A 21,490-nucleotide genomic window follows, 5' to 3' on the forward strand; every position below is an offset into this window, starting at 1 on the left:
CGGACCTACCCCTCGGCGAGGCCCGTGGCGTACTCGCGCAGCCACGGGCGCAGTTCGGGGCCGAGGTCGTCGCGGTCGGCGGCGAGCTGGATGACGGCCTTGATGTAGTCGAGCTTGTCGCCCGTGTCGTAGCGGCGACCGCGGAATACCACGCCGTACACGCCGCCCGTGGTCTCCGCGTCGTCGGCGAGTTCGAGCAGCGCGTCGGTGAGCTGGATCTCGCCGCCCTTGCCCGGCTCGGTGTGCTCGAGCACGTCGAAGATCTCGGGCTTCAGCACGTAGCGGCCGATGATCGCGAGGTTCGACGGCGCGACCTCGCGGGCGGGCTTCTCGACCAGGCCGGTGACCCGCACGACGTCGGGGTCGTCGGTCGCCTCGACCTCGGCGGCGCCGTACATGTGGATCGAGTCGGGGTCGACCTCGAGCAGCGCGATGATCGTCGCATCCCGCTTCTCGTGCTCGGCGAGCATGCGGCTGAGCAGCGGGTCGCGCTCGTCGATGAGGTCGTCGCCGAGGAGCACCGCGAACGACTCGCGCCCGACGTGCTTCTGCGCACGCAGCACCGCGTGGCCGAGGCCCTTCGGATCGCCCTGGCGCACGAAGTGCACGTCGGCGAGGGCGCTCGACTCCATGACGCGGGAGAGCTTCGACTCGTCGCCCTTGGTCTGCAGGGTGTGCTCGAGCTCGGTGACGCGGTCGAAGTGGTTGGCGAGCGCGTTCTTGTTGCGGCCGATGATCATGAGCACGTCGTCGAGCCCGGCCTCCACGGCCTCCTCCACGACGTACTGGATGGCGGGCTTGTCCACGACGGGCAGCATCTCCTTCGGCATCGCCTTCGTCGCGGGGAGGAACCGGGTGCCGAGGCCAGCGGCAGGGATGACGGCCTTCGTGATGCGCTGGGACATGCCGACCAGCGTATCCGTTCCGGGGCGTGCACAAGCGGCGGATGCCCCGGCGGCGCGCCCGTAGGATGGGGCCATGTCGGCCGACCCCGAGCATCGGAAGCGCACCCTGCGAGCCGAGCTGCGCGAGCGCCGCCGCACCCTCACCTCGACCGAGCGGTCGTCGGCGTCCGACGGGTTCACCGCCCGGCTCACCGAGCTGGTCGAGCAGCACGGCGCCCGGTCGCTCGCCTGCTACCTCTCGATGCCCGACGAACCCGACACCCGGCCGTTCGTGCGATGGGCGGAGGATGCCGGCATCCGCGTGCTCTTCCCCATCAGCCGGGAGGACGGCCTGCTCGACTGGACCGTCGGCGAGGACCGCTCGGAGGTCACGGGCCTGCACGGCATCCCGGAGGCGACGGGCGAGCTGCTCGGTCCGATCGCGATCAACGACGTCGACCTCATCGTCGTGCCGGCCGCCGCGGTCGACGCCACGGGCACCCGGCTCGGCTGGGGTCGGGGCTATTTCGACAAGACCCTGGGATCGATGGGACAATGTCCCCCGGTCTACGCCGTCGTCTACGACACCGAGTTCGTCGACGACGTGCCGCGCGAGCGACACGACCAGCCGGTCGACGGCGTCGTGACGCCCACGCGCATCGTCTCCTTCTGACGGCGAGACTCCCCGAACGAGAGAACGCCCGTGCCCACCTACGCCTACCGTTGCACCGAGTGCGACAACGCCTTCGACATCCAGCAGTCCTTCTCGGACGCCTCGCTGACCGAGTGCCCCGCGTGCGGCGGCCGCCTGCGCAAGGTGTTCGGCTCCATCGGCGTGACCTTCAACGGGTCTGGCTTCTACCGCACCGACTCGCGGTCGGGTGGGTCGAGCGGGTCCAGCACGGCGGCGAAGGCGGATGCCCCTGCCAAGACCGACTCCGGGTCGTCGACGTCGAGCGAGAAGTCGTCGAGCTCGTCCACCCCCGCGAAGGCGCCCGCCGCAACGAGTTCGTCATCGTCGTGAGCTAGCGTGTCCTGACGGACCGCGCGAGGGCGCGGCCCGTTTCTCGTACGGGGAGGGTACATGCTCAAGGGTTTCCGCGACTTCATCATGCGGGGCAACGTCATCGACCTCGCGGTCGCCGTCGTCATCGGCGCGGCGTTCACCGCGGTCGTCAACGCCGTGGTGACCGGGCTGATCAATCCGGTGATCAGCATGTTCTTCCAGGCGGACTCGCTGAACGAGGCGATGAAGGTCCCGCTGTTCGGCGGCTCCGAGCTGTCGCTCGGACTCATCCTCGGCGCGATCATCAACTTCCTCGTCGTCGCCGCGGTCGTCTACTTCGTGTTCGTGATGCCGGTGAACCACGTCAAGCAGCGGGCTGAGGAGCGCATCCGCTCGGGGCAGCCGCCGGCCGCGGGCGACCCGCCCACGCCGACCGAGGTCGAGCTCCTCGGGCAGATCCGCGACCTGCTCGCCGAGCAGTCCGGCACGACGCACACCGACGGACGGCACGCGGGGTCCTAGACCGAACGGGTCCGCACCGCTCCTTCACCAGTGCGGCGGCCGCTCGCGCGTGATGCGCTCGTCGTCGCCGGACGCGCCCGGCTTCGGCTTCCGCGATGCTTCGTCGCGGGCGGGCGCCTCGGGCGACGGGTCGCTGCCGGGCGCGGGCGTCAGGCGCGCGCGCCGGGCGCCCCGAGCCCGTTCAACCCGCTGACGCGGTGGCTCATCAGAAGCCTCGCCGTCGGCGGCATCCGCTCGCTCGGCCCCGTCTGCATCGGGCGCCGTCGGGGTCACGACGGCAGGTCGCGCAGGTCGATCGGCTGGGTGTCGGCCGACACCGGCGGCTCCTTCGGCACGGCGCCGAGCAGGGTCGCGACGCGGCGGGCGACCGCGTCGGGGTTGCCGAACAGCTCGAAGCTGTGCACGCGCAGCACGTGCCAGCCCAGTCGCCGCAGCACGGCGGGCCGCAGGCGCAGCGACTCGCGCAGGCTCTGGTCGACGAGCGCCGGGTCGGTCTCGACGACCACAGCGCGGCCGGCGCGCGAGGCGGCCAGGGCGAGCTTGCCGTGGTGGCCGAGGGCGACGCGGATGTCGAGCTTCGCGAGCCGTGCCGCGAGGTCGATGAGCATCGGGTCGGTCGACTCCTCGACCGACGGCCCCGAGATGCGCTCCTCCGCCTCGGCGAGCACCTCGGCGAGGGCGAGCACGCCGTGCCCCTGGCGGCCGTGGTCGATCTCGTCGGGGCGGAAGCAGGCGACGATGTCCATCGAGCGCCGGGCGCGGGTCATCGCGACCGCGAGCAGGCGGTCGCCGCCCGGCTCCCCCAGCGGTCCGAAGTTCGACAGCAGCCGGCCGTGTGGCGTCGGAGCGAACCCCACCGAGAAGATCACCCGGTCGCGGCTCTGCGCGACCGCCTGCTCGAGCGTGAGCACCGTGAACGGCTCGGCGCGGTCGGTGAGGATGAAGTCGGAGAGGTCGGTGCGCTTGGCGAACGCGGCGAGCACGGCCTGGTGCACGCGCGCCGCGTGCCGGGCGCTCGCGGTGATGACCATGAGCGACTCGCGCGGGCGCTTGACCGCGTGCTCCATGACCAGCTCGACGACCTTCGCGACCTCGGCGTCGACGCTCTCGACGGTGCCGGTGCGCGGGTCGGGCAGCCCGGAGCCCTCGAGGAAGTGCAGGTTCAGGCTGCCGTGCCCGAGGAAGCTGCCGGCCCAGGGCAGCGAGTCGATGCGACCGTCGTAGTAGCGGCGGTTGACGAGCTCGGCGAGGTCTTCGCCGCCGGCGCGGTAGCTGCGGGTCAGCGTGAGCGTGGGCAGCAGTTCGCCGAGGCGCGCGAGCGCGGACTCGTCGTGGTCGTCGTCGCGCCCCTCGTCGGACTCGTCGCGTGCGGCCGCCGTGATGACGCCGTCGTCGACGTCCGGGTCGAGGATGCCGGTCTCGAACGGCGTGGGCGTCTGCGTGACCGGGTCGCCGAAGGCGACGACCTGCTTGGCGCGGCGGATCGCGCCGAGGTTCTCGGCGAACGTCGTCGCGGCGGCGTCGACGAGGATCACTGCGTCGAACGCGATGCGGTCGTCGATGGCGCCGACGTCGTACGGCGAGGCGAGCCACACGGGAGCGAGCGCACGGAAGAGGTGCGGCGCGGCCTCGTGCAGGCGGCTCGCGGTGGCGCGGTCGGCGCGCAGCAGCGCGCGCAGCTGCTCCGCCTCCTCGGGCCAGTCGACGATGCCGACCTTCCACGACTCCGCGAGCTGCCAGGCGAGCTGCGGGCCCGCGCTGGTGGCGTGCGCCTCGTCGACGAGGCGGAAGTCGGCCTCGAGCCGGTCGAGCACGGCGGTGTTGGCGCCGAGCAGCGCGGCGTCGCCGGCGAGCAGCGACTCGAGCACCGACTGCCACCAGGTGAGCTCGAGCTCGGCGGCCACCTGCTCCTGCGGCACGTGCCGGCGCGAGAGGTCGACGAGCAGCGGGTCGAGGTCGAGCTCGCGGAGAGTGCCGAGCAGCGCGGTGCGCTCCTGCAGATTCGCGAGCACCTCCGACTCGGCCGCGAGCCCCGACATGGTCGCGACGAGCTCGCGGATCGGCCGTTGCGCGAGCTCGCGGTCGGTGCCGACCGTGCCGAGGGGCACGTCGAGCGACGCGAGGTCGGATGCGACGTGCTGGAACAGCACGTGCAGGTCGGCGACGCCGACGGGCACGCCCGGGATCGAGCCCGCGGTCGAGTAGCGGTTCCACAGGGTGCGCTGCTGCTGGATGCGGCGGAGCGAGCCGTTCATGTCACCGACGTGCACGCCGGGGCGCACGAACTCGAGCGCGTGCCGGCGCAGGCGTCGACGGTTCGCGCCCGACATGCCGCGCGAGTCGCGGCGGGCCGAGGTCGCGGCGATGAGCTCGCCCAGCGGGCGGTCGAAGACCGAGGGCTGGAATCGGTCGAGCGTCTCGCGGATGTCGAGGAGGAGCCGGAGGAAGACGCCGAGCTCGGCGACCGACTCGAACGGGCGGAGGCTCGTGGTCGAGATCACCGCGCTCGCGCGCTCGAGCAGACGCGGGAGATCGCTCCCCTGCAGCCGCTTGGCGAGTTCGTGCGCCTGCCCCGCCTCCTCCGACGAGGTGAACGATGCCCCGTACCAGGGCGAATCGCCCGGGCCGTACTTGAACTCGCCGAGCTCGGCGGCGCGCACGAGGTCGTCGGCCACCTGGGCGCGGTCACCCGAGAGCCGTTCGAGTGCGGCCCGGTCGAGCCGGGCGGTCGTCGACGGCGGGTCGGGCATGAGCGACAGGCGTGCGAGCTCGCCCAGCGCGTCGAGCACCGAGACCCGGAAGCCCGGGTCGCGCCGGGTCAGCGCGCTGCGGTAGTCGATCAGCACCTTGCGCAGGCGCACGAGCGCGTCGTCGACGTCGGCCACGCGCGGCTTCGTCGCCTTCTCGTTGCGCGAGATCGAGCGCACGAGGTCGCGCCGGAGGGTCGTGGTCGTGACCGCGGCGCCCGCGAGCCCGACCTGCTCGAGACGGTGCGCGATGCCGTCGAGGCTCGCGCGCCGCGCGCCGACGACGAGCACGCGGCGGTGCCGCTGCACGAGCGCGCCGATGGCGTTCACGATGGTCTGCGACCCGCCGGTGCCGGGCAGCGTCTCGACGACGATCGAGGATCCCGCCTCGATCTGCGCGATGACGTGCTCCTGCTCCGCGTCCGCGTCGTGCACGAGCGTGTCGGTCGCGGGCGAGCGGTGGTCCTGCCCGACCGAGACGACGGGTTCGTAGGCGGCCTCGACGGATGCGCGTACCGAGGCGTTGCCCGCCACCGCGTCGATCACGGGGTGGTCGAGCTCGGCGGCATCCGCCACCATGGCCGGGCCGACCTCGGCGAACGTCGACACCACGAGGCGGGGCGACACGCTGAACCACGGCAGGTGCGAGGTGAGCCCGCGCAGCCGGTCGATGACGGGCTGCGGCTTGAAGGCGCCGTTCGTGATCGCGAGCGCGACGAACGACTCGGCGTCGAGCGAGATCTGGAACTGGTCGCGCAGCGCGCGTGCGAGCGCGGGGTTGAGGAACGGCTGGCCCTTGAGCTTCAGCTCGAAGTCGCGGCCGTACCGGCGGATCGCGAGCGGTCGCAGCAGCACGGGCGCGAGGTGCTCGACGTCGTCGAAGCGCCACTTCGCGAGTCCGATCGCGAGGTGCACGCCCTCGATGCCGCGAACGCTCCGCAGCTCGATTCCCTTCTGGGTGATCTCGGCAGCGGCCAGGCGCGCGTTGCGGAGCGCGAGCTCGTCGCGGATGAGGCTCGAGAGCAGCGTCGACTTGCCGGTGATGAACTGCGGCAGGCCGCCCGGGTGCGTCGTGGAGAGCTCGATGCGGGTGCGCGGCGTGTCGACGAAGCGCAGCAGCGGCGAGCGCCCGCCCACCGCGGCGAGCTCGTCGCGCCAGCGGCGCCACTCGGGGTCGGCGACCTCGCCCGGGGCATCCGCTCCACCCGCACCTGCGGTGGCGGACGCGGGGGCGTCGGATCGTTCGTCGGGGACCGGAGCCGGGGGCGCGAAGCCGGACGCGCCGTCGCCCGACGCGCCGACGAGTCCCTCGTCGTCGTGATGCATGTCGAGGCGGCGCACACGGACACCATACGTTCGAGTCGAGCGGATTCCGTGCAGCATCGCCGCAGTCCTTACCATGGATTTGGATACCCGCGCCGTATTCCGATACCCTAGGGGTATGCAGTCGTCCTCCCCCGCACCCGCTCCGGCTCACCGCACGATCATCATCGGCGGCGTGGCCGGCGGCATGTCCGGCGCGACCCGGCTCCGCCGCAACGACGCCACCGCCGAGATCGTCGTGGTCGAGCGCAGCGGCGCCGTGTCGTTCGCGAACTGCGGCCTGCCGTACCACGTGTCGGGCACCATCGCCGAGCGCTCCGCGCTCGAGCTGCAGACCCCGGAGCGCCTGCGCGACCGGTTCGGCATCGACGCCCGCGTGCGCCACGAGGCCGTCGCGATCGACCGGGAGGCCAAGACCGTCTCGATCCGCTCGCTCGACACCGGACACGTCGAGGTCGAGCCCTACGACTCGCTCGTGCTCTCCCCCGGCGCGGCGCCCGCGGTGCCGGCGGCGCTGCGCGACCGCCCGGGCGTGTTCGCGCTGCGCACCCTCGACGACCTCGACGCGATCATGGCGCACCTCGGCGACGGCTCGCCGACCGATGCGGTGGTCGTCGGCGGCGGGTTCATCGGCATCGAGATGGCCGACAACCTGCACCGTCGCGGCATCCGCACCACCGTCGTGACCCGTGGCGAGCAGCTGCTGCCGTCGCTCGACGCCGAGCTCGCGGCACCGCTCGCCGACCACCTCGCACGCGAGGGCGTCGCGGTCGAGCTGCTGCGCACCGTCACGCACCGCGGCGAGCGCTCGGTCACGCTCGACGACGGGCGGGAGCTGCCCGCCGACCTCGTGATCGCGGCCACCGGCGTCGTGCCCGAGACCGCACTCGCCGTGCAGGCCGGGCTCGAGCTCGGGGCATCCGGCGGCATCGCGGTCGACGAGCTGCACCGCACCTCCGACCCCTCGATCTACGCGGTCGGCGACGCGGCCGAGAAGTCGCACCGCATCTCGGGTGACGCTCGCCTGGTCACGCTCGCCGGCCTCGCCAACCGGCACGGCCGCGCGGTCGCCGACACCATCACCGGGTCGCCGAAGCCGGCCGTCCCGGCGCTCGGCACCGCGATCGTCGACGTGCTCGGCGTCACCGCCGCGAGCGTCGGCCTCGGCGAGCGCGAGCTGCGCGCGGCGGGGCGCGAGGTGCGCGTCATCCACTCGCATCCGCTCAGTCACGCCGGCTACTACCCCGGCGCCGAGGCGATGTCGCTGAAGCTCATCGTCGACGCCCGCACCGACGCCATCCTCGGCGCGCAGGCCGTCGGCGGGCAGGGAGTGGACACCCGCATCGACGTCATCGCCACGGCGATGGGCGCCGGCCTCGCGGCATCCGACCTCGCCGACGTCGAGCTCGCCTACGCGCCGCAGTACGGGTCGGCGAAGGACCCGGTGAACATGCTCGGCTACATCGCCGAGAACCGGGCCTCGGGGAGGCGCCCACGGTGCAGTGGCACGAGCTCGACGCGGAGGTCGCCGCGGGCGCCGTGCTGCTCGACGTGCGTGCGCGCGGCCAGCTCGCCGAGGGACGCATCCCCGGAGCCGACTGGGTGCCCGTCGAGGCGCTCCGTGCTCGGCACGATGAGTTCCGCGGCCGCCCGGTCATCGTGCACTGCCGCGTGGGCCAGGGCGCGCACACCGCCCAGCGCCTGCTCGCCGAGCTCGGCCACGACGTGCGCAACCTCGACGGCGGCTACCTCACCTGGCGCGACGGCATGCGCGCCCGCGAGCTCGCGACGGCGCCCGAACTCGCCGCCGCCTGACCCCCACCACGACCCACCGACCGGAAGGAACGCGATGCGATCCATCACCCCCACCGCACTGGCCGCGATCGACGGCCCGACCATCATCGACGTCCGCGAGGTCGAGGAGGTCGAGGCCGCGAGCGTGCGCGGCGCGACGAACATCCCGATGAGCGTGCTCGGCCAGCGCATCGACGAGGTGCCCCGCGAGGGCACCGTGTACATCATGTGCGCGTCGGGCGGGCGCAGCGCGCGCGTGACCGAGTACCTCGACCAGCAGGGCTACGACGTCATCAACGTCGCCGGCGGCATCACCGAGTGGTACCGTGACGGACTGCCGGTCGAGCTCGGATCGGGGAAGTGACCATGTCCGGCACGAGCGCGACGTCAGGAGCGAGCATGACCACCGAGTACTCCGCGACGACCCCCGGTTCCGACGCGCAGCGGCGCATCGCGAACCGCCTGAAGCGCGCACGCGGTCAGCTGAACGCCGTGATCGACGCGGTGGAGTCGGGCGGCGACTGCCGCACGGTCGTCACCCAGCTCGCCGCGGTCTCGAGCGCGCTCGACCGCGCCGGCTTCGCGATCATCTCGCAGGCCATGCGCGACTGCGTGATGCTCGACGACGAGCAGTCGGATGCCTCGGGCGAGGCGTCCGACCGCCACCGCCTCACGCCAGACGAGGTCGAGAAGCTCTTCCTCTCGCTCGCCTGACGCGCGCCCGGCTCCTCGCCGGACCGCCCGACCGCCGGCCGCGCCGCCGCTCAGGCGTTCGCGAGGTCGATGCCGTGCGCCCTGGCCACGGACTCGTTGACGAGCCGGCCGCCGGTCGTGTTGAGCCCCTTCGCGAGCGCCGCGTCGCGGGCCATAGCGACCTCGGCGCCGTTGTCGGCGATCGCCAGCGCGTACGGCAGCGTCGCGTTCGTGAGCGCCGGGGTCGAGGTGGCGGGCACCGCACCGGGCATGTTCGCGACGCAGTAGAACAGTGCGTCGTGCACCCGGTAGGTGGGCTCGGCGTGGGTCGTGGGGTGCGATCCCTCGAAGCATCCGCCCTGGTCGATCGCGATGTCGACGAGCACCGCACCGGGCTTCATGGTCTTCACCATGTCGTCGGTGACCACCTTCGGCGCCGCGGCGCCGGGCACGAGCACCGCGCCGATCACGAGGTCGGCGTCGCGCACCTGGCGCGCCACCTCGTAGGGCGAGGAGGCGAGGGTGCGGATCTGGCCGTGGTAGCGGGCGTCGAGCTCGCGCAGGCGCGGCAGCGACACGTCGAGCACCGTCACGTCGGCGCCGAGGCCGAGCGCGGTCATGGCCGCCTGCTCACCGGCGACGCCGCCGCCGATCACGACGACCTTCGCCTTCGCGGTGCCGGGCACGCCCGCGAGCAGCACGCCGCGGCCGCCCTTCGAGGCGTGCAGGTGGGCGGCGCCCTCCTGCGGGGCGAGCCGGCCGGCGACCTCGCTCATGGGGGTGAGCAGCGGCAGCGAGCGATCGGGCAGCTGCACGGTCTCGTACGCGATCGCGGTCGTGCCGGCGGCGATGAGCGCCTCGGTCAGCGGCCGGTCGGCAGCGAGGTGCAGGTAGGTGAACAGCACGAGGTCGGGGCGGAGGAAGCCGTACTCCGAGGCGACGGGCTCCTTGACCTTCAGCACGAGCTCGGCCGCCCACGCCTCGTCGGCGGTCTCGACGATCTCGGCACCGGCGGTGCGGTACTCGTCGTCGCTGTAGCCCGCGCCCGCGCCGGCGCCGGCCTGCACGCTCACGCGGTGGCCGCGCTCGCCGAGCGCGTGCGCGCCCGCGGGGGTGACCGCGACGCGGAACTCGTTGTTCTTGACCTCAGCCGGGACGCCGACGTGCATGCCTACTCCGAATCTCATGGGGGAATGTGGGCCCATCATCCTCTGATGTTCGCCCGTTGTGAAGATCAACCGCATATCATTCGGCACAGGGCGGATGCAGCAGGCATCCGTTCGGAAACGGAGACCCGAATGCCCGAGGAACCGCAGATCCGCAGCGGCGCGGTGACCACCCTCGACGACATCGACCGCGAGATCATCGCCCACCTGCACGACAACGCGCGCATCTCGAACGTCGACCTCGCCCGCGAGGTGGGGGTGTCGCCCTCGACCTGCCTCGCCCGCGTGAAGTCGTTGCGCGACCGGGGCGTGATCGTGCGCTACACCGCCGAGATCGACCCGCGGGCGCTCGGCTACACGCTCCAGGCGCTCGTGAGCGTGCGCATCCGCGCCGGCGCCCGTCACCTCATGGGGCAGATCTCCGACGAGCTGCGGCGTCAGCCCGAGGTCGCGCAGCTGTTCTTCCTCGGCGGCGCGGAGGACTTCCTCATCCACGTGCGGGTGCGCGACAGCGAGCACGTGCGGGAGTTCGTGCTCAACAACCTGTCGGCGAACCCCGCGGTCGCCCTCACCGAGACGAACCTGGTGTTCGAGCACCACAGCGCACTGTCGGCGGGCCTGCGCACCCCGCTGTGATCGCAGCCGTCCCGGGAAGTCAAGTCCCTGTGCCTCGCGACGGCCGACACGTATCGTCGCACCGATGATAGGAATACCGGGCGACCACCGCTCGCACGACGCCGCCGCCCTCCCGCCCGTGGGCCTCTGGTGGCCCATGCTCGAGGCCGACCTCCGGCGCGAGGTGCTCGAAGACCTGGATGCGCCACTCCGCGAGGGAGTCGTGCGCCGCATCCTCGACCTGTGCGAGGTCGACGGCGACCCGCGCGCGCTGCGGGGCGTGCGCCTGCGCGAGCACGACCGCGCCTACATCGCGGGCTGGTCGCACGCGATCGGCTGGAACTGACGCCCGGGTCCGCGTCAGGGGTGCCGACGTAGAATCAGCTTGCGCGGGCCGGCGCGCTCCGAAACGGTCGAGAACGACGAGGAGCATGCGTGCCCGAGGCCCCTCCGCGATGGCATCCCATCCTCGCGGCATCCGAGCCGGCAGCCGGTCACTGGGTGCTGATCGACTCGCTCGGCCGCGAGTACGGCCGGGTCACCATCGTGCGCCGCGGCGACGAGGTGGGCTACCGCGCCTGGTTCGGCGAGGTGTCCGTCGGCTCCTTCACGACCCTGCGCCGTTCGTGCGAGGCCGTGCACCGCGCGTTCCTCGACGCCCACGGGCCCGGCGGCTTCGCGCCCCTCCCCTGGCATTCCTGAGCGGATGCCCGTGAGTCAGGCCTCCGCACCCTCGGCATCGAGCCGCTCGGCGCGCGCCGCGAGCCACACCGCGCGCGCGGCATCCGCGTTCAACAGGCCGATGCCGATCCCGACGACGATGTCCGGCCAGCCCGACGACCAGACGAGGGTCACGAGGGCGGCCCCGATGATCGCGATGTTCGCGAGCACGTCGTTGCGGGCCGACAGCCACGCCGCCTTCGGCAGCGAGCCGGCGTGGTGCCGGTGCCGAACCAGCAGCACGGCGCTCAGCAGGTTGATCGCGAGCGCGCCGGCGGCGGCGAGGCTCAGCGCACCCACCTCGGGCGGCTGGGGGTCGAGGATCTTCGCGACCGCGATCCAGATCGTCGCGAGCGCCGGCACCAGGATGAGCATTGCGAGGCCGCGGCCCACGAGCGAGCGCGTGCGCGCCGCCCAGGCGACCGCGAAGAAGATGAGCAGGTTGATGCTCGCGTCCTCGAGGAAGTCGACGCTGTCGGCGAGCAGCGACACCGAGCCGATCCCCACGGCGACCGCGAACTCGATGCCGAAGTAGGCGCCGTTCAGGATCGCGACGATGAGCACCGCACGTCGCAGGCCGGCATCGGGAGCGTCCGTCGGGGTCATCCGACCAGTATCGTGGCGCGACCCCGCGCGCCGTGCACCCTGTGGGTGCGGATGCCGCCTAGCCGACCGCCCGCGTCACCAGGTCGCGAAGCGCCCGCTCCACGTCGTCGTTCACCTCGACGACCGCGAACGACGTCGGCCACATGGCCCCGTCGTCGAGCTTGGCGTGCTCGTCGAAGTTCACGGTCGGATAGCGCGTGTCGAACTTCGACTTGGGTTGCACGAACATCACGACCTTGCCGTCGGCGTCGGCCCATGCGGGGAAGCCGTAGAAGGTCTTCGGGTTGAGGCCCGGCGCCTCCTCGGAGACGATGCGGTGGAACATCGTCGCCACGGCGCTGTCGATGCCGGTCAGCGCGTCGATCGCGTCCATGCACGCCTCGAGTTCGCGGGCGAGCTTCGCGGCGCCCTTCAGCCCCTTCGTCGAGCGGAGCTCCTCGGCGCGCTGCTTCATCGCCGCCTTCTCCTCGGCGGAGAACCCGCCCTGTTCCTCGGCCATGCGCTGTCATTCCTTCCGTTCCGCGCGTTCCGGGGCGCTGCCCCGGCGTGACGGATTCAGGCTACGCGCGCCCCGGCCCGTGGACTTCTCGAATCCTGCCCGGCTCGCCGACTGCGCACGGCCGATCAGGTCAGCCCCGCCCTGCAGCATCCCCCGCGGCGAGCCGCTCCAGCAGCCACTCCCCGCCGGGCGGCACGGTGCCGCCGCGAGCCGCGACCCATTCGCGCACGTCGGCCAGCGTCTCGGCGATCAGATCGTGCTCGCCGTCGGCCTCGAGCTCCTCGATGACACCGCGGAGCTCGTCGACCGTGTACCCGCGGTACCGCTGGTCGCCGTCGGGGTGCCGCGCGTCGATCGCCGCGGCGACCGCTTCGACGACCTCTCGCGAGCCGAACGGGGTGCCCACCCAGATGTTCGCGCGCGCGGGCCGGAACTCGACGAAGCGCAGGCCGACGAACTCGTCCTCGTCGAGGGCGCGGAACGTCAGTTCGACGCCGAGCTGCGGTCCGGTCGAGTGGTCGCCGATCGTCACGAACGCGGGCGCGCTGCGAGCGATGAGTTCCCACGGCACGTGGTACTGCCGGCGCGGCCGGAACACGCCCCGCCAGAACCCGATGCCCTCGCCGTCGACGAGCAGCGTGTAGACCATCGGCACCCCTGAGCGCCACCACGGGCGCTCGGAGCCGGTGACGCGCGAGAGGACCATCCCGGTCGCGAGCGTGTCGGAGAACCCCTGATACGCGGTCAGCACGAGCGCATCCGGATGCTGCGCCGCGAGTCGCGCGTTGCGCGCGACCACCGGTCGCAGCCACACGAAGAGCGCCGCGACGATCACCCAGACGACCGCCGCGACGATGAGGATCGCGTCGTACGGCAGCAGTGCGTCCGTCACGAACCCGCCCGCTTCGAGCACCACCACGAACGCCCACGCGATGACGGCTCCGCTGCCGAGCACGAGCGTCCACCAGACGATGCCGAGGCCCCGCGTGCGCTCGAGCCGATCCGGCGGGGTGAGCGCGGAAGCCGGCAGCCCGCGCGCGACCTGCATGGTCGGCGCCTCGTACCGCCTGGCGGCGTGGTGCCGGCGGTACGGCACCGCCGCGAGTGCGAGCGTGACGACGAGGAATCCCGCCGCCATCATCGCCAGCGTGAACGGCTCGACGCCGTACAAGAGCCCCGCGAGCGGCGCGACCAGCACCGGGATGACGTACGCGCCGCGCACGTAGAACTTCAGGAAGCCACCCAGGCGCATCGGCTCGACGTCGGACTCATCCGGCATCCTGACTCCGTCCTGCGCCGCCCGGGGTCGACGACCGCCCGGTCAGCCTAGGCAGCGGATGCCGCGAGATGCACCGTATCCACAGAAACTGCCGCCCGGATCAGAGCGGCCCGTCGCCGAACTGGATGCCCGTGATCGCGAGGTTGACCCAGAGGAAGTAGCCCACGAGGCCGAACACGACCGCGAGGATTCCGACCGTCCAGGCGGCTCCGTTCGCACCCTGCTTCCGGAGCCGCACGAACGCCAGGACCGCGACGACGGTCGACGCGAGCACCGGGAATGCGAACACGAGCGTGGCACTCGCGGGCCCGAGCCCGACGAACGCGGCGATGGCGAACAGCCAGACGGGCGCGAGCGCGCACACGATGCCGACGATGAGCCACGTCGTCGTGGCGGCGGCCGGCCGTGCCGGCGCAGGGGTCTCTGTCATGGACGGACAGTAGCAGCGCGATCTTGCAGTGGACAAGAACGCGATCGCCCCGGTCCACGTCCGTCAATAATTGATGCCGGTGAACGCTCGGGCGCCCCCTCGCCCACATCCTCGGCACGGCCGGGGCCGTTGACCGTACACTCGAGGTATGGATTTCCCCGGTGAACCGGGCGTGAACGGCGGTCGTGCGCTCGTGCTCCTCGCCCAGCTGACCGGGTCCTTGAACTCCATCGCACCGCCGGCGATCGCCGGATTCGATTCGTCGAACGCGATCCACCGCATCCTCGTCGAACTCGATGCGCACCCGGGCATCACCCCGAGCGCGATCGCCGACCACCTCGAGGTCGATCGCAGCGTCGTCTCGCGAGCACTCGCTCGGCTCGATCGCAACGGCATCATCACGAGGCGCATCGAGCACCACGATCGGCGTTACGTACGCGTGCGGCTCTCGGCGCGCGGAGCACGCGAGATGGCCGCCTACTCGGACTCGATCCTGGCTGTGCTCACCGAGTTCGCTCGGGACGCCGAGACGCTGTCCGCGCTCCTCGGCGCCGAGGACCGGCAACCTGTCGAGCCCCTCGGCGTGACCCCGGCGATCGTGATCGATCGCCTCGCTGCGTTCGGCTCCCGCGTCGTCGCCCAGCTCCTCGAGCTCGAGCGACCGTACGGTGTCGCCCACTGGACGCAGCGCTTCGTGCTGTGGGCGATCGCAGACGGGTCTGGGTGCACTGCCACCGAACTCGCGGACTCGCTACGACTCCCCCGGGAGGTCGTCGACACCGCCCTCTCGGTCCTGCAGGGATCCGGGCTGGTGGAACCGCTGGCCGGCTCGACGACTGCGAATCCGGGGATGACGGCGACGGTGACGGACACCGGAGCCGACCTCGTTCGAGTGCACGCCGCGGCCGTGACCGAACATGGTCACGAGCTGGTCGCCATCCTCTCCGACATTCGCACAGTCACCGCGGCGCAGGCCTCGGCCTGACCGGCCGTACCGGACTGCGCAAAGCGCTGATTTCACACGACGTTCACACGTCGATCGTTGCCGTCGAACCCACACGCTCGCCGACGGCACGACGCGCAGCCGCGCGGCGGCGCTGGTCGAGCAGCACGGCGAGCATGATCGCGCACGACACGAGGTAGAACGAGTGGAGCGCCCAGATCGGGCCCGGAGGGAGCGCGAAGACGTACAGCGAGTAGACGACGTTGGCCGCGTTGATCATGACCAGGCTGACCGGGCTGTATGACGAGACGTCCCGCGTGCGCAGCGCCTTGCGCAGCATGGGGAGGTTGCTCGCCGCGAAGACCGCGGTCGAGATCGCTCCGGCGATGACGGGGATGTCCATGTCTGCACGCTACGAGCGCGGAGGATGCGACCGCTTCGGCAGGATGCACCATTCGGTCGGGCGGGCGGGGTGCGCAGGATTATGCAGACGGCCCGATCCGAACGCGGCGCGATATGCAGACGGCCACCCGTCAGACGATGCCCTGCTGGTACGCCCACGCCGTCGCGGCCGCACGGGACGACAGCCGCAGCTTGCCGTAGATGTTGCTGAGGTGCCGGGCCACGGTCTTCTCGCTGAGCGACAGCCGTTCGGCGACGCCGCGGTTCGTGAGCCCGGTGGTGACGAGCCGCAGCACCTCGATCTCGCGCGCGGTGAGCGCATCCACGCTTCGCCGGCCGTCGAGTGCATCGACCGCGACGACGTCGAGCCGCGCGCCCAGCTCGACGAACCCTCGCCGGGCCGCCTCCAGGGGCGCCCGGCCGGCGTCGGGGCCGTCCGCATCCCGACGGATCCGGCCCTCGAGCAGGCGGCACTGCGCGACCTCGTAGGGCGCGTCGATCGCAGCGAACGCGGCTCGCGCCGTCGACAGCTCGCCGAGCGCGTCGGAGGCGCGGCCCTCCGCATGCAGGACGCGTGCCGCGGCGAGCGCGGTGACGGCGTCGAACAGGGGTGTGGGCACAGCCCGTGCGGCCTCGGCCAGCTCATCGGCCGCGCGCCGTGCCGCCGCGACGTCTCCGGCGGCCAGCTCGATCAGCGCGATCGCCGGCAGGAGGCGCTGCCTGGTCGCGTCGTCGACTCCCGCGGCAGCGTTCCGGACCATCGACTGCGCGCCCGCCGCATCCCCGGCGACGAGCCGCGCGAGCGCGAGTCCCGGCTGCGGATCCCACCCCGTCTGCTCCGCACGCCGATAGCGGTCCTCGGCTGCGCGGAGCTCGCCGCGCAGCCGGTGCAGCTCGGCGAGCCGGTAGTTCGCGACGTACTCCGCGGTGAAGTCGCCGGCACGCAGGGACTCGTCGGCCCGCGCGGCGTGCGCCGACGCCTCGGCCCAGGTGCCGTGCAGCGTCGCGAGCTCCGCGCGGTACGCGTACGACTGCCCGGTGTACGCGACCAGTTCCGGCTGCGCGTCGCACCAGCGCGCGAAGCCGGTCGTCCAGCGCTCCGCTCGTTCGAGGTCGAACCCGCGGTGCGCGACGTCCAGCGTCATGCGGACGACGACGCACGTGGTGAGCGGCGAGAGGCGTCCGGCCACCGCCGGCTCCATCGCCGCGTCGAGGCTCGCGAACCCCTCCGCGACGCGTCCCTGCATCGTCAGGCACATCCCACGGCCGAATGCGGCATGTGCGGCCAGGTCCGCGTCGCCGTAGCGGTCGGCGACGGCGGCGATCCGGTCGAACCGCCGGATCGCCTCGGCGATGTCGCCGACGAACATCGCGCCGAACGCGGTCGGCACGAGTGCCACCATCGCACCGAGGTGGTTCGCCTCGTCGAGCTGCTCCGCCAACCGCATGCCGCGGGCGCCCCACACGCCGGCCCCGGCGACCTCGCCCGCCTCGAGCAGCTGGATCGACATCACGCCGGCCGCCCGGGCCGCACCGGCGACATCGCCTCGGGCGAGGCTCGAATCGTGCGCCGTCGTCAGCGCCTCGGTCGCGCGGCGTTGCTCCCCGCGGAGGAACAGCGCCGTCGCCCAGTCCTCGAGGTCACGCTCGGTCAGCGCGGAGGAGTCATCGCGCTGCGCGTCGGCGAACCACTCGGCGGCCGCGCCCCAGCGCCGCTCGGCCACGGCGGACCTGCCGTGCTCCAGTGCCGTCGGTGCCACCATCGCGCCCCCGCATCCGCCACCGGCCGCACGGCCGGCACCCTCCCGGTGCACGGAGGGAATCGAATTCTATACCGCAGGCTGCACCGAGGGTCGCTTGGAGCAGGAAGTCCGTCAGCTCGCGCACACCTCGTTTCGGCGGGAACTCTGTCTCGACGAGACTCCTCGCATTCCGGAGGCTAATTCAACTTCAAGACGGGGCAAGAGCCAGCGAAGTCGGTGAAGCTCACATTCGGGAACGAGGTGGCACAGACGACGTTGGGGTTGAATGACACCTGCTGCCACGAAACGGACGTGGGGTTGCTGACGTACGAGAGGACCTGGAACCGGAACCACATCGACGTGTGGGCGGGGACGGTCACCGCCGATGTGCTGACCTCGTCCAGGAAGAGCCCAACGGAGTTCCCCGTGAAGAGTCGCGCCCCGACGCTGCCTTGACCGTTGAGCAGCACGGTGCGCAGTTCGAACGTCGAAGCCGTCGCACCGGTGTTGTTCGCGCGGACGAACCAGCCGTAGGTCTGCTGGGAGAAGGGGTCGTCGGACGTCACGTGGCACGCGGTGGTGAACATATCGAAGTACAGACTCGCGCACGGATCGGGCGTGCTCGCAGCGACGGCAGGTACGGCTGCGGCGACCGCAATTGCCGGCACAGTCCAGGCCGCGCCTCTCACGATGGTGCGGCGAGTGACGTCTTGTGTCATGAGGCTCTCCGTAGTGTGCTGAAGTCGTAGGTCGGGACCGATCTGACACCGTGAGAACTCCGCACTCGGCTCGCAGATCGCATACAGATGGGGTGAGCATATCGCGACGCCGAGAAGTGTCAACTATTGACAATCGGGACAGCGTCGTTCGTAGCCGAAGCGCAAGCCAAGCGGGCGTGAGCGAGGTACGCGCGCGGAAGACGGTCGAGTCTGGATCGCGGGCAAGACGCGGCGTTCGGATGCCTCGCGATCCCGATGTTCAAGAGGGATCTGGCACGGTGCCCCTGGAGGGACTCGAACCCCCAACCGTTTGCTTAGGACGCAACTGCTCTTCCATTGAGCTACAGAGGCTGGCGCGACGAGTCTACCCGCGGCCGGGCGGGCGCCAGGACACGCGATGCGCCGCCTCAGGGGCATCCGCCCGACACGCCCCCAAGGTTCACACGATCGTGACACGAACCCCTGCAGGGCCGACGTAGACTCCGAAAATGGAGCACCCCACCGCAACCACCGTCGTCCTGGTCGGCGATGATGCGGGCGCGGCGCTCGGCGAGCTCGACGGGTTCGCCAACGTGCGCAGCGCCAGCCTCGCGGGCCGCACCGACGAGGAGGTCACCGCGTGGACCGCCTCGTCGTCCACGCCGTACGTCCTCCACGACCACGACCCGCTGCAGCACGTCGCGAGCGCGTGGGCGGAGTTCTACGACGACCTCGCGACCCTCGGCGTGCTCGAGCTCGAGATCGAGCGCACGGTCGACGCGCTCGACCGCGAGGCGATCGCGATCCCCGACTACTACGTCGTGCTCGACCCGTACACGCTCGCGCCGACGGTGCGGCACTGGTGGCTCGGCGTCATCGCCTCGGCGTCGCCCATGCGGGTCATCCCCTGGGGCAGCGAAGCGGATGCCTCCCTGGCCGGCCTCCTCCGGCACCTGCCGACCGGGCGGCCGTGGCCCGACCCGTCGACGTGGCTGCCGGGCGTCGTGACCGCCGTGCCCGACCGGGTGGGCCTCGGCGACTGAGCGCGGGTGCGCGCACGCCTCCTGCGGTGATGGGAGGATCGGAGGATGAGCTCGTCCCCCGCGCCCTCGTCCACCGCGTTCGTGCTGGGGGCGTCGACCACCGGCTTCCTCGGCACCCCCGCCGCCGGCATCCGCCCCGTCGAGGTCGACGAGACCGGCGCGGTCTGGCTCGGCGAACCGGTCGACGTCGGCCCCGACCCCATGTACCTCGCGCGCCACGGCGACACGCTCGTCGTCGCACACCACCTCGACGACGGCGCCGTCTCGGCGCTCCGCCTCGGCGACGACGGCCCCGAGGCGCTCGGCGCGCAGCAGCGCACCGGCGGCGCCGACAGCTGCCACGTCTCGATCAGCCCCGACGGGCGCTGGGCGTTCACGGCCGACTACACGAGCGGCAGCCTGTCGGTGCATCCGCTCGGCCCCGACGGCGTCGGACCGCAGCACCTGCGCGTCTCGTACGAGGGCAGCGGGCCGGATGCCTCGCGGCAGGAGTCCCCGCACGCGCACCAGGCCGTGGTCGACGCCGCCCGGTCGGAGCTCGTCGTGGCCGACCTCGGCGCCGACCGCCTGCGCGTGCACGGCCTCGCGGCGCTCGCCGCCGGCGACGACACGCACGCCGACATCCACCTGCGCCCCGGCTCGGGCCCGCGCCACCTCGTCGTGCTGGGTCGCCACGCAGTCGTCGCGTACGAGCTCGACGGCACGCTCGGCATGGTCGACCTCGACGCCCCCGAGCGCGGCGAGACGACCGCGATCGTCTCGACCATGGCCGGCAGCGCGGCCGCCTCGTCGGCGCTGCGACGGTCGCCGACCGGGCTGCTCGCGGTGGCGAACCGCACGCCGAACACGGTGAGCACGATCCTCCCCGACGACGAGGCCGGCACGCTCGAGCTGCTCGACGAGTTCCCGGTCGCGGGCGATCACCCTCGCGACATCGAGTTCACGGCCGACGGCCGATTCCTCGTCATCGCGAACATGGCATCGGACTCGCTGACCGTGCTCTCGGTCGACCCCGCCAGCGGGCGCATGTCGCAGGTCGGCGAGCCGGTCGCCACGCCGGGGCCGGCCTGCCTGCTGCGCATGGACTGACGTCCCGAGGCATCCGCCGCCCCGACCGTGCGCCTGCGGCGCCGCGCGCTACTTCGGCGGGTAGAGGTAGATCGCGTCACCCCAGGCGATGGTGCGCGTGTGGTACGAGTGGTCGCTGTTCCAGTTGTACTCCTCGAGCACGACCGTGCCGTCGCCGACCGACTGCACGTACGCGACGTGGTTGTACGGGAACCACGCGACCGCGCCCGTGACGGGCTCGCTGCTCACGACCCATCCGTGGGCGCGCCACTCGCTCTCCCACCGGTACGCGCTGCCCGAGGCGAGGTTCGCCCACGCCCAGCGCCACGGAGCGGCGGTGGAGCCGGCGTCGCGGTTCAGGCGCCACGCCACGAAGTCGACGCACTCGCGGTAGTAGTAGCCGAGCGGCGAGAGCCCGCCGCCGTAGTCGTTCGGCGTCTGGTTCCACCACGGGTAGTCGTCGCCCTCGGCCTGCTCGGCGACGACCGAGAACCCGCCCGCGGCGCGCGCGGCGGCGGCCTGCGCCTCCCACGCGGCGCGCTGCTCGGCGAGGCGCACCTGCTCGAGCTCGTCGGCGGTGACGGCCGCGTACCCGTCGCGCGACACCGACGTGGCGGCGGCGAGGTCGGAGACGCTGACGTCCTGCGCCTCGGCGCGCGACTGGTTGAAGGAGTCGGATGCCGCGAAGCCGGGGTCGCCCGGAACCAGGGCGTAGGCCGGGAGGGCGAGGGTGCCGACGAGCGCGGGCACGACGAGCATGGTCGCGACCGTGCGGCCCGTTGCTCGAGACCGGCCGGTGGCGGGCGTAGACGCGCGCGGCGGCCGGGCGGGCGGAGCGGCCTGCTTCCGCGGCGTGGTCCTCGGCGGCCCGGCGTAGGCGGGCACAGCGTCCTCGACGGGGTCGACGGCCGGCGACGGCGGCACGCTCGCGGCCGGCGACGGCGGCACGCTCGCGGCGGGCGGCGGCGCACTCGCGGCGGCAGGAGCATCGGTGGCGGGCGACGGCGTGCGCTCGGCGCCCCGCTCCCCGCGCGACCAGCGCGGTCCGCGGCGTTCGGCGGTTCGTGCCTCGCGACGCGTGGCGAAGCCGGCGTTCTGGTCGGGTACCTGCGGATCGGGCGCGATCGACGCGAATGGCCAGATGTCTTCGCCACTCGATCCGGGTTCGGCCACGCTCAGTCCTCCGTTGCGCACCCTCGACCACGCAGGTGCACGCGGAGCGGGGAACTCAGGTTGTCGCCGCGAGCTGGGGGCAGCGCGACGGTTTCCAACTGTACGGCACCGTCCGCCCGGTTGTCACGATTGCAGCA

Annotated in this window: 23 protein-coding genes, 1 tRNA gene and 1 pseudogene; 13 read left to right on the forward strand and 12 right to left on the reverse strand. The window is 72.2% G+C overall.

Features of this window, described 5'->3' with window-relative positions; translation table 11 throughout:
* Positions 1-5 precede the first annotated feature (5 nt).
* A complete protein-coding gene (gene galU, locus QUE38_RS02890; RefSeq protein WP_286310098.1) occupies positions 6-905 on the reverse strand; it encodes a UTP--glucose-1-phosphate uridylyltransferase GalU in 900 nt (299 codons plus the stop codon).
* A gap of 73 nt (positions 906-978) precedes the next feature.
* On the opposite strand from galU, the gene QUE38_RS02895 reads away from it, so the two are divergent.
* From QUE38_RS02895 to mscL, 3 genes are read left to right on the forward strand one after another with little or no spacing between them, the layout of a single operon-like run.
* Positions 979-1,557 (forward strand): 5-formyltetrahydrofolate cyclo-ligase, encoded by a 579-nt coding sequence (locus QUE38_RS02895; RefSeq protein WP_286310099.1) that lies wholly within the window; start codon positions 979-981, stop codon positions 1,555-1,557.
* A 30-nt stretch (positions 1,558-1,587) separates the two neighbouring features.
* On the forward strand, positions 1,588-1,908 hold the full coding sequence (locus QUE38_RS02900; RefSeq protein WP_286310100.1) for an FmdB family zinc ribbon protein: 321 nt from the start codon (positions 1,588-1,590) through the stop codon (positions 1,906-1,908).
* Between the two features lie 60 nt (positions 1,909-1,968).
* A complete protein-coding gene (gene mscL / locus QUE38_RS02905; protein WP_286310101.1) occupies positions 1,969-2,412 on the forward strand; it encodes a large conductance mechanosensitive channel protein MscL in 444 nt (147 codons plus the stop codon).
* Between the two features lie 269 nt (positions 2,413-2,681).
* On the opposite strand, the gene QUE38_RS02910 is transcribed toward mscL, so the two are convergent.
* Entirely contained in the window at positions 2,682-6,500 is a 3,819-nt protein-coding gene (locus QUE38_RS02910) for an AAA family ATPase (protein ID WP_286310102.1), read from the reverse strand.
* Positions 6,501-6,669: 169 nt separating this feature from the next.
* On the opposite strand from QUE38_RS02910, the pseudogene QUE38_RS02915 reads away from it, so the two are divergent.
* From QUE38_RS02915 to QUE38_RS02925, 4 genes and pseudogenes are all read left to right on the forward strand, one after another.
* A pseudogene (locus QUE38_RS02915) lies at positions 6,670-7,848 on the forward strand (FAD-dependent oxidoreductase); the annotation flags it as partial.
* 185 nt (positions 7,849-8,033) lie between these two features.
* The gene (locus QUE38_RS17365) at positions 8,034-8,297 is read left to right on the forward strand and encodes a rhodanese-like domain-containing protein (protein ID WP_350227622.1); all 264 of its coding nucleotides are present in this window, start codon (positions 8,034-8,036) and stop codon (positions 8,295-8,297) included.
* A gap of 34 nt (positions 8,298-8,331) precedes the next feature.
* Complete coding sequence (locus tag QUE38_RS02920) at positions 8,332-8,640, forward strand: rhodanese-like domain-containing protein (RefSeq protein WP_286310104.1); 309 nt, start codon at positions 8,332-8,334, stop codon at positions 8,638-8,640.
* 35 nt (positions 8,641-8,675) lie between these two features.
* Positions 8,676-8,990 (forward strand): metal-sensitive transcriptional regulator, encoded by a 315-nt coding sequence (locus tag QUE38_RS02925; RefSeq protein ID WP_286310105.1) that lies wholly within the window; start codon positions 8,676-8,678, stop codon positions 8,988-8,990.
* Positions 8,991-9,040: 50 nt separating this feature from the next.
* Here the strand turns inward: QUE38_RS02925 and ald are convergent, their stop codons facing one another.
* The gene (gene ald / locus QUE38_RS02930) at positions 9,041-10,138 is read right to left on the reverse strand and encodes an alanine dehydrogenase (RefSeq protein ID WP_286310106.1); all 1,098 of its coding nucleotides are present in this window, start codon (positions 10,136-10,138) and stop codon (positions 9,041-9,043) included.
* 129 nt (positions 10,139-10,267) lie between these two features.
* On the opposite strand from ald, the gene QUE38_RS02935 reads away from it, so the two are divergent.
* From QUE38_RS02935 to QUE38_RS02945, 3 genes are all read left to right on the forward strand, one after another.
* On the forward strand, positions 10,268-10,771 hold the full coding sequence (locus QUE38_RS02935) for an Lrp/AsnC family transcriptional regulator (RefSeq protein WP_286310108.1): 504 nt from the start codon (positions 10,268-10,270) through the stop codon (positions 10,769-10,771).
* Positions 10,772-10,835: 64 nt separating this feature from the next.
* Complete coding sequence (locus tag QUE38_RS02940) at positions 10,836-11,096, forward strand: hypothetical protein (protein WP_286310109.1); 261 nt, start codon at positions 10,836-10,838, stop codon at positions 11,094-11,096.
* A gap of 89 nt (positions 11,097-11,185) precedes the next feature.
* Complete coding sequence (locus tag QUE38_RS02945; RefSeq protein ID WP_286310110.1) at positions 11,186-11,452, forward strand: hypothetical protein; 267 nt, start codon at positions 11,186-11,188, stop codon at positions 11,450-11,452.
* A 15-nt stretch (positions 11,453-11,467) separates the two neighbouring features.
* On the opposite strand, the gene QUE38_RS02950 is transcribed toward QUE38_RS02945, so the two are convergent.
* From QUE38_RS02950 to QUE38_RS02965, 4 genes are all read right to left on the reverse strand, one after another.
* Positions 11,468-12,076 (reverse strand): cation transporter, encoded by a 609-nt coding sequence (locus QUE38_RS02950; protein WP_286310111.1) that lies wholly within the window; start codon positions 12,074-12,076, stop codon positions 11,468-11,470.
* A gap of 58 nt (positions 12,077-12,134) precedes the next feature.
* Positions 12,135-12,575 (reverse strand): hypothetical protein, encoded by a 441-nt coding sequence (locus tag QUE38_RS02955; protein WP_286310112.1) that lies wholly within the window; start codon positions 12,573-12,575, stop codon positions 12,135-12,137.
* A 130-nt stretch (positions 12,576-12,705) separates the two neighbouring features.
* The gene (locus QUE38_RS02960; RefSeq protein WP_286310113.1) at positions 12,706-13,854 is read right to left on the reverse strand and encodes a hypothetical protein; all 1,149 of its coding nucleotides are present in this window, start codon (positions 13,852-13,854) and stop codon (positions 12,706-12,708) included.
* 100 nt (positions 13,855-13,954) lie between these two features.
* Positions 13,955-14,284: a hypothetical protein gene (locus QUE38_RS02965; RefSeq protein WP_286310114.1), complete on the reverse strand. Its 330-nt coding sequence runs from the start codon at positions 14,282-14,284 to the stop codon at positions 13,955-13,957.
* A gap of 148 nt (positions 14,285-14,432) precedes the next feature.
* Between QUE38_RS02965 and QUE38_RS02970 the strand changes: the two genes are divergently transcribed.
* Positions 14,433-15,269, forward strand: a complete 837-nt coding sequence (locus QUE38_RS02970) for a MarR family transcriptional regulator (RefSeq protein ID WP_286310115.1) — start codon at positions 14,433-14,435, stop codon at positions 15,267-15,269.
* A gap of 43 nt (positions 15,270-15,312) precedes the next feature.
* Here the strand turns inward: QUE38_RS02970 and QUE38_RS02975 are convergent, their stop codons facing one another.
* The 4 genes from QUE38_RS02975 to QUE38_RS02990 all read right to left on the reverse strand — a co-directional run bounded on the left by QUE38_RS02975 (position 15,313) and on the right by QUE38_RS02990 (position 18,441).
* A complete protein-coding gene (locus QUE38_RS02975; protein WP_286310116.1) occupies positions 15,313-15,630 on the reverse strand; it encodes a hypothetical protein in 318 nt (105 codons plus the stop codon).
* Positions 15,631-15,760: 130 nt separating this feature from the next.
* Positions 15,761-17,392 (reverse strand): LuxR C-terminal-related transcriptional regulator, encoded by a 1,632-nt coding sequence (locus QUE38_RS02980; RefSeq protein WP_286310117.1) that lies wholly within the window; start codon positions 17,390-17,392, stop codon positions 15,761-15,763.
* 176 nt (positions 17,393-17,568) lie between these two features.
* Complete coding sequence (locus QUE38_RS02985) at positions 17,569-18,090, reverse strand: hypothetical protein (RefSeq protein ID WP_286310118.1); 522 nt, start codon at positions 18,088-18,090, stop codon at positions 17,569-17,571.
* A gap of 279 nt (positions 18,091-18,369) precedes the next feature.
* A tRNA-Arg gene (locus QUE38_RS02990) sits at positions 18,370-18,441 on the reverse strand.
* Positions 18,442-18,578: 137 nt separating this feature from the next.
* Between QUE38_RS02990 and QUE38_RS02995 the strand changes: the two genes are divergently transcribed.
* Together QUE38_RS02995 and QUE38_RS03000 are read left to right on the forward strand one after the other, a co-directional pair.
* The gene (locus QUE38_RS02995; protein ID WP_286310120.1) at positions 18,579-19,112 is read left to right on the forward strand and encodes a hypothetical protein; all 534 of its coding nucleotides are present in this window, start codon (positions 18,579-18,581) and stop codon (positions 19,110-19,112) included.
* A 45-nt stretch (positions 19,113-19,157) separates the two neighbouring features.
* Complete coding sequence (locus QUE38_RS03000; protein WP_286310121.1) at positions 19,158-20,201, forward strand: lactonase family protein; 1,044 nt, start codon at positions 19,158-19,160, stop codon at positions 20,199-20,201.
* 48 nt (positions 20,202-20,249) lie between these two features.
* Here the strand turns inward: QUE38_RS03000 and QUE38_RS03005 are convergent, their stop codons facing one another.
* The gene (locus QUE38_RS03005) at positions 20,250-21,353 is read right to left on the reverse strand and encodes a CHAP domain-containing protein (protein ID WP_286310122.1); all 1,104 of its coding nucleotides are present in this window, start codon (positions 21,351-21,353) and stop codon (positions 20,250-20,252) included.
* Between the last annotated feature and the right edge of the window lie 137 nt (positions 21,354-21,490).

The organism is Agromyces mangrovi (assembly GCF_030296695.1).
In the GTDB taxonomy this organism is placed as follows: Bacteria; Actinomycetota; Actinomycetes; order Actinomycetales; family Microbacteriaceae; genus Agromyces; species Agromyces mangrovi.

What these genes read in the sequence shown, in the direction of transcription:
- QUE38_RS02935 (WP_286310108.1), top strand. Translation starts at nt 10,268, where the DNA reads ATGCCCGAGGAACCGCAGATCCGCAGCGGCGCGGTGACCACCCTCGAC.
- QUE38_RS02920 (WP_286310104.1), top strand. Translation starts at nt 8,332, where the DNA reads ATGCGATCCATCACCCCCACCGCACTGGCCGCGATCGACGGCCCGACC.
- QUE38_RS02975 (WP_286310116.1), bottom strand. Translation starts at nt 15,630, where the DNA reads ATGGACATCCCCGTCATCGCCGGAGCGATCTCGACCGCGGTCTTCGCG.
- QUE38_RS02925 (WP_286310105.1), top strand. Translation starts at nt 8,676, where the DNA reads ATGACCACCGAGTACTCCGCGACGACCCCCGGTTCCGACGCGCAGCGG.
- QUE38_RS02895 (WP_286310099.1), top strand. Translation starts at nt 979, where the DNA reads ATGTCGGCCGACCCCGAGCATCGGAAGCGCACCCTGCGAGCCGAGCTG.
- QUE38_RS02970 (WP_286310115.1), top strand. Translation starts at nt 14,433, where the DNA reads ATGGATTTCCCCGGTGAACCGGGCGTGAACGGCGGTCGTGCGCTCGTG.
- QUE38_RS02995 (WP_286310120.1), top strand. Translation starts at nt 18,579, where the DNA reads ATGGAGCACCCCACCGCAACCACCGTCGTCCTGGTCGGCGATGATGCG.
- QUE38_RS02965 (WP_286310114.1), bottom strand. Translation starts at nt 14,284, where the DNA reads ATGACAGAGACCCCTGCGCCGGCACGGCCGGCCGCCGCCACGACGACG.
- QUE38_RS02985 (WP_286310118.1), bottom strand. Translation starts at nt 18,090, where the DNA reads ATGACACAAGACGTCACTCGCCGCACCATCGTGAGAGGCGCGGCCTGG.
- galU (WP_286310098.1), bottom strand. Translation starts at nt 905, where the DNA reads ATGTCCCAGCGCATCACGAAGGCCGTCATCCCTGCCGCTGGCCTCGGC.
- QUE38_RS02960 (WP_286310113.1), bottom strand. Translation starts at nt 13,854, where the DNA reads ATGCCGGATGAGTCCGACGTCGAGCCGATGCGCCTGGGTGGCTTCCTG.
- QUE38_RS02940 (WP_286310109.1), top strand. Translation starts at nt 10,836, where the DNA reads ATGATAGGAATACCGGGCGACCACCGCTCGCACGACGCCGCCGCCCTC.
- ald (WP_286310106.1), bottom strand. Translation starts at nt 10,138, where the DNA reads ATGCACGTCGGCGTCCCGGCTGAGGTCAAGAACAACGAGTTCCGCGTC.
- QUE38_RS03000 (WP_286310121.1), top strand. Translation starts at nt 19,158, where the DNA reads ATGAGCTCGTCCCCCGCGCCCTCGTCCACCGCGTTCGTGCTGGGGGCG.
- QUE38_RS02980 (WP_286310117.1), bottom strand. Translation starts at nt 17,392, where the DNA reads ATGGTGGCACCGACGGCACTGGAGCACGGCAGGTCCGCCGTGGCCGAG.
- QUE38_RS02955 (WP_286310112.1), bottom strand. Translation starts at nt 12,575, where the DNA reads ATGGCCGAGGAACAGGGCGGGTTCTCCGCCGAGGAGAAGGCGGCGATG.
- QUE38_RS02950 (WP_286310111.1), bottom strand. Translation starts at nt 12,076, where the DNA reads ATGACCCCGACGGACGCTCCCGATGCCGGCCTGCGACGTGCGGTGCTC.
- mscL (WP_286310101.1), top strand. Translation starts at nt 1,969, where the DNA reads ATGCTCAAGGGTTTCCGCGACTTCATCATGCGGGGCAACGTCATCGAC.